Origin of the sequence: Corynebacterium sp. HMSC056F09 (assembly GCF_001815785.1) — a bacterium.
GTDB classification, from domain to species: domain Bacteria; phylum Actinomycetota; class Actinomycetes; order Mycobacteriales; family Mycobacteriaceae; genus Corynebacterium; species Corynebacterium hiratae.
This window is the reverse complement of record NZ_KV821936.1, coordinates 1-8,480: the sequence shown is the minus strand read 5'-3', so window position 1 is coordinate 8,480 and position 8,480 is coordinate 1. Positions and strand designations below refer to the sequence as shown.

At 63.6% G+C, this 8,480-nt stretch carries 11 protein-coding genes and 1 pseudogene; 8 read left to right on the top strand and 4 right to left on the bottom strand.

What is annotated here, in order from left to right:
• Positions 1 to 126: 126 nt before the first annotated feature.
• The 3 genes and pseudogenes from HMPREF3056_RS07155 to HMPREF3056_RS07150 form a co-directional block, all read right to left on the bottom strand.
• Positions 127 to 381: a hypothetical protein gene (locus tag HMPREF3056_RS07155; RefSeq protein WP_070528721.1), complete on the bottom strand. Its 255-nt coding sequence runs from the start codon at positions 379 to 381 to the stop codon at positions 127 to 129.
• Between the two features lie 85 nt (positions 382 to 466).
• A complete protein-coding gene (locus tag HMPREF3056_RS13875) occupies positions 467 to 589 on the bottom strand; it encodes a hypothetical protein (RefSeq protein WP_256375087.1) in 123 nt (40 codons plus the stop codon).
• A 180-nt stretch (positions 590 to 769) separates the two neighbouring features.
• Positions 770 to 955, bottom strand: a pseudogene (locus tag HMPREF3056_RS07150) (transposase); the annotation flags it as partial.
• Between the two features lie 524 nt (positions 956 to 1,479).
• On the opposite strand from HMPREF3056_RS07150, the gene HMPREF3056_RS07145 reads away from it, so the two are divergent.
• The 8 genes from HMPREF3056_RS07145 to HMPREF3056_RS13475 all read left to right on the top strand — a co-directional run bounded on the left by HMPREF3056_RS07145 (position 1,480) and on the right by HMPREF3056_RS13475 (position 8,066).
• A complete protein-coding gene (locus HMPREF3056_RS07145) occupies positions 1,480 to 2,262 on the top strand; it encodes a DeoR/GlpR family DNA-binding transcription regulator (protein ID WP_049156266.1) in 783 nt (260 codons plus the stop codon).
• Positions 2,252 to 2,725 (top strand): PTS sugar transporter subunit IIA, encoded by a 474-nt coding sequence (locus tag HMPREF3056_RS07140; protein WP_049156269.1) that lies wholly within the window; start codon positions 2,252 to 2,254, stop codon positions 2,723 to 2,725. Before HMPREF3056_RS07145 ends, HMPREF3056_RS07140 begins: the two co-directional genes overlap by 11 nt.
• A gap of 51 nt (positions 2,726 to 2,776) precedes the next feature.
• Positions 2,777 to 3,061 carry a PTS galactitol transporter subunit IIB gene (gene gatB / locus HMPREF3056_RS07135; RefSeq protein ID WP_049156272.1) on the top strand — a complete coding sequence of 95 codons (285 nt, stop codon included), beginning with the start codon at positions 2,777 to 2,779 and terminating at the stop codon, positions 3,059 to 3,061.
• A gap of 163 nt (positions 3,062 to 3,224) precedes the next feature.
• Positions 3,225 to 4,631 (top strand): PTS galactitol transporter subunit IIC, encoded by a 1,407-nt coding sequence (locus tag HMPREF3056_RS07130; protein ID WP_049156273.1) that lies wholly within the window; start codon positions 3,225 to 3,227, stop codon positions 4,629 to 4,631.
• Between the two features lie 105 nt (positions 4,632 to 4,736).
• A complete protein-coding gene (locus HMPREF3056_RS07125; protein WP_083317790.1) occupies positions 4,737 to 5,834 on the top strand; it encodes a galactitol-1-phosphate 5-dehydrogenase in 1,098 nt (365 codons plus the stop codon).
• Positions 5,835 to 5,843: 9 nt separating this feature from the next.
• Positions 5,844 to 6,755, top strand: coding sequence for a 1-phosphofructokinase family hexose kinase (locus tag HMPREF3056_RS07120; RefSeq protein ID WP_049156279.1), 912 nt, complete (start codon positions 5,844 to 5,846; stop codon positions 6,753 to 6,755).
• A 49-nt stretch (positions 6,756 to 6,804) separates the two neighbouring features.
• On the top strand, positions 6,805 to 7,677 hold the full coding sequence (locus HMPREF3056_RS07115; RefSeq protein ID WP_049156282.1) for a class II fructose-bisphosphate aldolase: 873 nt from the start codon (positions 6,805 to 6,807) through the stop codon (positions 7,675 to 7,677).
• Positions 7,678 to 7,892: 215 nt separating this feature from the next.
• The gene (locus tag HMPREF3056_RS13475; protein ID WP_161799814.1) at positions 7,893 to 8,066 is read left to right on the top strand and encodes a hypothetical protein; all 174 of its coding nucleotides are present in this window, start codon (positions 7,893 to 7,895) and stop codon (positions 8,064 to 8,066) included.
• Here HMPREF3056_RS13475 and HMPREF3056_RS07110 read toward each other — a convergent pair.
• Positions 8,063 to 8,383 carry a DnaB-like helicase N-terminal domain-containing protein gene (locus tag HMPREF3056_RS07110; RefSeq protein ID WP_256375098.1) on the bottom strand — a complete coding sequence of 107 codons (321 nt, stop codon included), beginning with the start codon at positions 8,381 to 8,383 and terminating at the stop codon, positions 8,063 to 8,065. The two genes, HMPREF3056_RS13475 and HMPREF3056_RS07110, sit on opposite strands and share 4 nt — an antisense overlap.
• Positions 8,384 to 8,480 lie beyond the last annotated feature (97 nt).

Sequence of the window (8,480 nt, the reverse complement as noted above, 5' to 3'; positions counted from 1 at the left end):
CCCGCAACTGCGGGTTGGTATCGAGTTTACTTCACTTCGACTAGCTTCCCACGCGAAAAAGAACCACCCCACACACCCGCACCCACAAAGCAGACGCAGGCACGCAAGGTGGTAAAGCTTCCAGGGCTAGCGCGCGATGCGGATCGCTACCGTCAGGGCGAAAGCGCCCAGGACGGCGATGCCCGCATAAACAATGGCCCACGCCATTCCCAGGCCGTCGGAGGTCAGGCTGGCAGCAGCACTGTATATCCATGCCTGTACGGCGCAGATCCCGGCAATCCCCACGGTTACGCCTGCAGCTTGATCTAGCGGCAAGGCGAGAAGGTTATAGGCCACGAGGGCGACGATAGCGAGAATGGTCAGAGTTAAAGGCATGCTCATGGCTGTCCTTTCTGTCGGGGTGAGCGTGCGCGTTGATCGTCTCATGCGTGTGTGCACACCCCTGGCGGCTGCTTTCGAGGAGCGTCTAGAGGTTGATGTTTTTGTAGCGGTTCCAGGCGTGGCGCTGGCCGATGCCGTGTTCGACCATGATGTTCATAAGTTCGTCTTCGGGCGCGGTTTCTGCGGCGTAGCGCAGTTGTTCTGCCATGTGGTCGAATTGGCGGCGGTAGGATGCACGGGGATGTCGTCGGCGCCGGCACTCCGCACTGGGGATGGTCAGCCCCGTCGACTTCGAGAACCAGTCCGGTTCAACCACCAGCAGAAAAGAAATAGCTGCCTAACCACTAGGTAGCTCCACTACTTGTCCACGATTTGCGGGCAACCCCACGTTGCGGGAATTAGTGCGAGTATCGGAGACGGTGGCGTAATCAGCGCCGCAGATGCTGTCGGCTTGGGCGGAGAGGATCTGGTTGATGAAATCGCCAAGCATTTGGCGCATTAAATCTGGGGAGGCTTGGGTCAGCAGTTCTTCGAGATACTCGGTGGGGTCGATATGATGGGGGTCAGCGGCCATCGCGGTGCGCTTCCTTTCGAGGATAGGTAGAAGGATTCGAAAGGTACCCGCGATGGTCGCCGCATTCGTTCACGGCACCGACATCAGCGGGTCACAGATGCACCACGCTAGCGGACGCAACCCGAGTTCGACGCCCTGGTCAGCAAGCTTGGGCCCATTGTGGAGTGGGGCTAGCGGGCGGGCCCGAGATGTGCAAGGTATTTCCACTAGTCCAGCTTCAGACCATGCTGCTTTAGGGCATACCCACCACTGCGCGCACCGTAGGACGCCTGAACGTAGAGGCACTCACTCGCAAGGGTGGGTGACTTTCGCTATGCCGGGCCACCACGCCAGCCACCCCCACACAGAGGTAGGGGTGACGCCGGTCACGTGATTGATTTAGGCTGTCGTAGCTCGCATTTTCTAACTAATTGAAATCGTTTCCAACTGGAATCCAACCTATTTCCAACCAGAATCTTGTGTTTGGGTTGGTATATTTGCCACACTTCCAAGTGGAACAACATGAAGCGAAAGGAGGAAGCACAGTGAATCTCTTGAAGCGCCACGAGCAAATCGTGGACATCCTCAACTCCGAACAATTCGTCCGTGCCAGCGAGCTGGCGGAATTGTTTGACGTCTCCGTCGAAACCATTCGCAAGGACCTCAACGAGCTGCAGGACAAGGGAACCATCGTCCGCGTCCACGGCGGGGCCCAACTGGCCGAAGGTAAGAAGGAGTCCGCCTACGATCGCCGCCGCAGCATCCACCAGGATGAGAAAGCCACGATCGCGGCGCTGGCGTTTCCCTACATCGAGAATGGGCAAACCATCTTTCTCGACTACGGAACTACCACCTACGCCCTGGCACAGGAGTTGGCAAAATCCAACCTCAGTCTCACCGTGGTGACCAACACCCTCCCCATCGCCCAAGTGTTGTCCGAACATCCCACAATCCAAACCATCGTGCTGGGTGGAATCCTGCGCAAGAACGAGAACTCTTTCTACGGCCCGCTTGCGGAGTCCGCAATTGATTCCCTGTACTTCCACGTCGGTTTCTTCGGCTGCGCGGGCATCAACGCCCAAGCCGGAGTGACCAACTTCCACCCCATGGAGGTTGCCACGTCCAAGAAGGCCTTCTCCCACTGCGGATCCGCCTTCATCCTGGCCGACTCGTCCAAGTTCGGCGAGATCGCTCCCCACAAGTTGGACGATCTCTCCAGCGTCACCGCGTTTATTACCAACGCGTCGCCCTCAGCGGAGATTGTCACCGCCATCGAATCGGCTGGTTCCCGACTCATCACCACATCGGAGGTTATCGATGCTCTTTGATTCCGCAGTTCAGTTCCCGCGGCTGCACGTCGAATCCCAGGCGGAGCTGTTCAAGGTCCTCGGCAACGCCGCCATCGAGGCCGGCTACGCCAAGCCCGAATATGTCGACGCGCTGCTCGCCCGCGAGGCCGAGTACCCCACGGGCCTGCCCATCTCCGGCGGCGTGGCCATCCCCCACACCTCCGCCGAGTTCGTCACCGGCAACACCATCGCCGTGGCAACGCTGGACACCCCGGTTATCTTCCATGAGATGGGCGGAGACGCAGACTCCACGCTGGAGGTCTCCACCGTCCTGCTGCTCATCCTTGGCCAGGCCGACATGCACGTCAAGCTTCTGTCCCAGCTCATCAAGAAGATCCAGAAGTCGGACTTCGTCGAGGAGCTGCAGGCAGCACCGGATGCCGAGGCACTCGCCGCCATCCTTTCAGCCACGTTCCCCGAGAACTCCGAGAACCCCGTATAACGGAATACCCCACTTCCACAAACCACAACCACTCAAGACAAGGACATCATCATGAGCAAGAAGAACATCATCGTTGCCTGCGGCGGCGCCGTCGCCACCTCCACCATGGCCGCCGACCGCATCCGTGAGCTCTGCAAGGAGAACGGCATCGAGGCCGACGTCTCGCAGAACCGCATCAGTGAGCTGGGCTCCGTCGCCTCCACCGCGGACCTCATCGTCACCACCGCCAAGGTGGATCGCGATTACGGCGTCCCGGTGGTCCACGGCATCGCCTTCGTCTCCGGCATCAACGTTGAGGTCACCGAGCAGAAGATTCTCGACGTCCTCAAGGGCTAGTTCTCACGAGGCTGACGCAATCGCGCCAGTCAACACAACAGCTCAAATGCAAAGGGTCAAGCGCCATTGGCGTGACGCTTGACCCTCATAACAACCAGATGCCCGCCATTGGCGTGGCGGCACCTGTTTCCCCTCCACAAACCAACTCGAGAAAGGGAACGCAATGGATACATTTCTCAACGCAATCCAATACATTGTGGACCTAGGTCCGTCGGTGATGCTACCACTCATCATTTTCGTCCTAGCCCTGTGCTTGCGTCAGTCCGTTGCTAAGTCACTGCGCTCCGCGCTGACCATCGGCGTCGGCTTCGTCGGCATCTCGCTCGTCGTCGACTTGCTCACCAGTTCCATGGGCCCAGCCGCCCAGGCCATGGCCGATAACTGGAACCTCGGCCTCACGGTCGTGGACCTCGGCTGGCCCGGCACCTCCCCCATGGCATGGGCCTCGAACCTCGGCCTCGTGGCCATCCCCGTCGCCATCGCGGTGAACGTGGTCATGCTGCTCACCAAGACCACCCGCGTCCTCAACGTGGACATCTGGAACATCTGGCACATGGCCTTTACCGGCGCCATCGTCCAGATCGCCACGGGCAGCTTCTGGCTTGGCATCCTCGGCGTCGCTATCCACGCCGCCATCGCCTACAAGCTCGGCGACATGTGGGGCAAGGTCACCGATAACTACTTCGGACTCGAGGGCGTGGCCATCCCCCACGGCACCTCGGCCTACATGGGCGTCTTCGCCACCGTCGTGGACGACGCTATTGAGAAGATTCCGGGCCTCAACAAGATCAACCTCACCACGGAAAAGCTCGAAGAGCGCATGGGCGTCTTCGGCGAGCCGCTCATCATCGGCTCCATCCTGGGCTTCATCATCGGCCTGCTGGGTGGCTACCCCATCGGCGACTCCCTCAAGCTCGCTGTAGAGATGGGCGCCGTCATGTTGCTCATGCCCATGGTGGTCAAGCTCATCATGCAGGGCCTCATGCCGGTGGCCGACTCGGCCAAGAAGATCCTGCAGAAGCGGTTCTCCAACGGCGAGTTCCGCATCGGCCTAGACCCGGCCCTGCTCCTGGGCCAGCCACAGGTCATCTCCGCCTCCCTCATCTTCATCCCGTGGACCGTCATCCTCGCGGCCCTCATCCCGGGCAACACGGTCCTCCCGTTCGGCGACCTGGCCACCATCGGCTTCTTCGTCGCCATGGCAGTCGGCGTCCACAAGGGCAACATGTTCCGCACCCTCATCTCCGGCACGTTCATCATGGTCATCACGATCTGGATTTCCAACCAGATGGTTGGGCTGCAGACCCAGCTCGCATCCGACACGGGCCTGCTGGGCGGCGCAAGCCAGGTCGGTTCCCTGGACCAGGGCGGCTCTCCGCTCACGTACCTGCTGGCCAAGGGCCTGTCCGGCGAGTTCGGCATCGGCCTGCTGGTCATCCTCGTGCTGTACGTCGGCGCCTTCGCCTACACCTACGTCAAGTACCGCAAGGGCACCATCTACCGCACCGACGAAGAGATCGCCGCGGCGGACGAGTCCGCCCAGCCGGCCGAAGGCACCAACGCTGCCTAGCCGGCAGCTACCCCTATCCGCCCCTCATCTCAACGCGGGTGCCGCCTCTGAGCGCGCCTGCGCACCACACCGAAACACCACGTTTCAACCTTTGGGAGTTCAATCATGTCCACCTCCACCACCATGTCCACCATCGCCGTCACCGGTGTCAAGGAATTCACCGAAATCACTAAGGCCGTCCCCACCCCCGGCACCGGCGAGGTCCTCATCCGCGTCGGCTACTGCGGCATCTGCGGCTCCGACATTCCGCGCTACTTCGACGGCGGCGTCCACTCCTTCCCGCAGGTCCTGGGGCACGAATTCTCCGGCACCGTCGCGGCCATCGGCCCGAACACCGAGCTCGACGTGGCCGAGAGCGACAAGGTCATCGTCGCCCCGCTCGTCCCGTGCCACGAGTGCGAATACTGCCAGGCCGGCAACTATTCGCTGTGTCCCAACTACTCCTTCATCGGCTCGCGCCAGCAGGGCGCCTTCGCGGACTACGTCCTGGTCCCCGCCGTCAACGTCCAGTCCGCGGGCGACCTGCCGCTCGACATCGCTGCCCTCGTGGAGCCGCTCACCGTTGCTCTCCACGCGCTGGACCAGGCCGGCCCGGAGGCCATGGCTGACACGAAGAAGCCGACCCTCATCCTTGGCAGCGGCGTCATCGGCCTCATGGCGCTCATCGCCCTGCGCTCCCGCGGCTTCGAGGACGTCACCGTCGTGGACATCAACGACTGGGTCCTGGGCAAGGCCACCGAGTTCGGGGCGAAGGCCACCGTCAACTCGCTGCAGCAGGATCCGCAGGAGTTCTTAGCGGACCGCGCCCAGCCGGCTCTGGTTATCGAGACCGCCTGCGCCCCCATCACGCGCACCCAGGCCCTGGCCTGCGCGGGCAAGAAGGCCAAGGTCGTCTTCGTTGGCACCCCCACCAAGGACTGGACTCTTCCGCCCAAAGAGTTCGAGTACATCCTGCGCAAGGAACTCGCACTCTTCGGCTCCTGGATGTCCTACTCCGCCCCTTACCCGGGCCACGAGTGGTCCGAGGCCGTGGAGATCCTCTCCGGCCTAGGCGAGTCCGCCCGCGGCTTCATCTCCCACGTCTTCGACTTCACCAACGCCGCCGAGGGCTTCGAGGTCATCCGCGACCCGCAGCAGGACCGCCTCAAGATCATGTTCCGCGTGAGCGACAAGTCCGGCTCCGCCTCCTCTGCCACGGCCTAGGGGATCGCCATGACTATCCACTGCATCACCCCGAATCCGGCCATTGACGTGACCTACACCGTGGACACGGTGGTCCTGCAGAAGGTCAACCGCGTCCGCGAGGTCGCCCACCGCCCCGGCGGCAAGGGTGTCAACGTTGCCCGGCTTGCCGATGCCCACGGCTCCGCGCCCGTTGCCACTTACGGCTTCCTCGGCGGCACGGAAGGCGTCCTCTTCAAGGAGCTGCTCGACCAGCTCGCGCCCGGAATCGACCAGCGCTGGACCGAGGCCGAGGCGCAGACACGCCGGACCATCGCGGTGGTCGACAGCGCGGACACGACGATGCTCAACGAGTCGGGCGCCCCGGTCCCCCAGTCGCTCTGGGAGCAGCTCATCGCTAATCTCACCGCACACCTGGCATCCAAAGACTGGGTCACCATCTCTGGCTCCCTGCCACCGCAGACGGATCCCACGATCTTCGCCGATATCGTCGCCGCGATCCACGACGCGGGCGCCCGCGTCCTCATCGACACGTCCGGCCCGGCCCTGTTGGCCGCAGCCCGCGCCGGCGCCGACATCCTCAAGCCGAACCGCGACGAGCTGCTGGAGGCCACCGGCGCGGCCGACGTCCACGCCGGGATGGCGGCCCTCCAGCAGCTGGGTGTCCCCGTCATCATCACCTCCATGGGCGAGGACGGCGCGCTGCTCTCTGGCCCCGACGGCGAGGTCACCGCGCGCCTCGACTCAATTCTGGAGGGCAACCCCACCGGTGCCGGCGATGCTCTCGTCGCGGGCGTCGTCTCCGCCCTTGCCGCGGGCGAGGAGCTCTCCACCGCGCTGCGCGACGGCATCGCCTGGTCCGCGTCCGCCGTGCTTGCCCCCGTCGCCGGCGAGATCGATGCCGCCGACGTCGCCCGCCTGCGCGAACACATCACCGCCTAAACCCACCCCATCCACCACACACCTCGAACTTTCCAACGAAGGAGTTCACATGCTAGCCAACCTGCACAGCCTCGCCGCCGACGCACGCGCCGCCGGAGTCGGCCTCGGCGCCTTCAACGTCATCCACCTGGAGAACGCTGCCAGCCTGGTGCGCGCCGCCGAGCTCGCCGATGTCCCCGTCGTTCTCCAGATTTCCCAGAACGCCGTGAAGTACCACGGCGGTCAGCTGGCCCCCATCGCGCTGGCCACGCTGGCCATTGCCAAGGCGTCCTCCGCCCGCGTCTGCGTCCACCTGGATCACGCCGATGATCTGGAACTAATCCGGGAGGCCCTCGACCTGGGCTTTACCTCCATCATGTACGACGGCTCCCGCCTGCCCGATGACGACAACCGCGCCACCACCTGCAAGGTGGCCCAGTGGTGCCACGACCGCGGCGTGAGCATCGAGGCGGAGCTCGGCGAGGTGGGCGGCAAGGACGGCGTCCACGCCCCCGGCGTGCGCACCGACCCGGAGGACGCCCGCCAGTTCGTGGCCGACACCGGCGTCGATCTCCTGGCCGTGGCTGTGGGCTCCTCGCACGCGATGATCACCCGCGATGCCGCCCTAGATCTGGACCGCATCCGCGAGCTGCGCACCACCGTCCCCGTGCCGCTGGTGCTCCACGGGTCCTCCGGCGTCTCCGACGAAAACATGGTCGCGGCCATCGCCGCTGGAATGACCAAGATCAACGTGTCCACCCACCTCAACAAGGTGTTCACCTCCACGGTGCGCCGCCTTCTCGCGGAGAACAAAACCCTCGTGGACTCCCGCAAGTGGCAGGGCCCGGCGCATCAGGCCATGCAGGATGAGACTCGGCGCCTCCTGGAGCTCTACGCCGAGGGCCCTGCGGCGCTGCGGGAGCTGGCGTCATCGGCAAGCTAGCTGCGCCCGAACCCACCCCTTAGCCCCCTCACCTGCTACGGTGAGGGGATCTAATCCCCTACTTCAAGGAGTTCCCTCGATGCGCCCCGCGTCCTCGCCGGCCTCACCGCCTTCGCCCTTGCTCTGACCGTCGCCCCCGCCGCACAGGCCGGCCCGCACAAGACCTGCAGAAGCTGTCCTCCGCCGCCCAGCAGGGCGCACAGCTTGGTGGCACCATGGCCTCCTCCCTGGCCGGCGGCACCACCAACGGCCCTGACGGCCAGCCGCAGGTCAAGCCGGCCGGCGCCATGACCCTCATGTCCTCCGCACCGACCTGGGCACTGCTCACCGTCCCCTTCTCCGTACTGTCCTCCGTGGGCGGCGCGGCGGGTGAGCTGCTCAAGCGTTAAACAGTACTGACGACTTGGCGGGCGTATTCACCTACATGGAGATCGATTGCTCCAAGTGTGAGCAGGCCTACGACGGTGGAGTTAATAGCGTCAGCAGGCAGGGCTTCATGTGCTCCTTGGGCTTCGAGGTGGCTTCGGACGGTTGCGGCGTCGCAGGGGCGGGATTGGGAAAGCAGGTCGGCCATTGCGGTGAAGATGTGGGCGAAGATTGGGCTTTCGAAGTCGTCGGCGTCCAGTGTAGTGGCAATTGCTTGAAGGCGTTCGGTGTCGCGGTTGTGCATCATCGCGCCTAAAAGGCAGGCTTCTGAGCTGGAGATCGTTACCTCGATGTTGAGGTTGATATCGGTAACCAGGACGCTTCAGGGTTTAGGCCCGGCTAAACGATCTACAGCCCGCTTTTGCGCCACGAGGGCA

Coding starts and splice junctions, on each gene's coding strand:
- HMPREF3056_RS07120 (WP_049156279.1), top strand. CDS start 5,844: ATGACTATCCACTGCATCACCCCGAATCCGGCCATTGACGTGACCTAC.
- HMPREF3056_RS07155 (WP_070528721.1), bottom strand. CDS start 381: ATGAGCATGCCTTTAACTCTGACCATTCTCGCTATCGTCGCCCTCGTG.
- HMPREF3056_RS07115 (WP_049156282.1), top strand. CDS start 6,805: ATGCTAGCCAACCTGCACAGCCTCGCCGCCGACGCACGCGCCGCCGGA.
- gatB (WP_049156272.1), top strand. CDS start 2,777: ATGAGCAAGAAGAACATCATCGTTGCCTGCGGCGGCGCCGTCGCCACC.
- HMPREF3056_RS07130 (WP_049156273.1), top strand. CDS start 3,225: ATGGATACATTTCTCAACGCAATCCAATACATTGTGGACCTAGGTCCG.
- HMPREF3056_RS13475 (WP_161799814.1), top strand. CDS start 7,893: ATGGCCTCCTCCCTGGCCGGCGGCACCACCAACGGCCCTGACGGCCAG.
- HMPREF3056_RS13875 (WP_256375087.1), bottom strand. CDS start 589: ATGGCAGAACAACTGCGCTACGCCGCAGAAACCGCGCCCGAAGACGAA.
- HMPREF3056_RS07140 (WP_049156269.1), top strand. CDS start 2,252: ATGCTCTTTGATTCCGCAGTTCAGTTCCCGCGGCTGCACGTCGAATCC.
- HMPREF3056_RS07125 (WP_083317790.1), top strand. CDS start 4,737: ATGTCCACCTCCACCACCATGTCCACCATCGCCGTCACCGGTGTCAAG.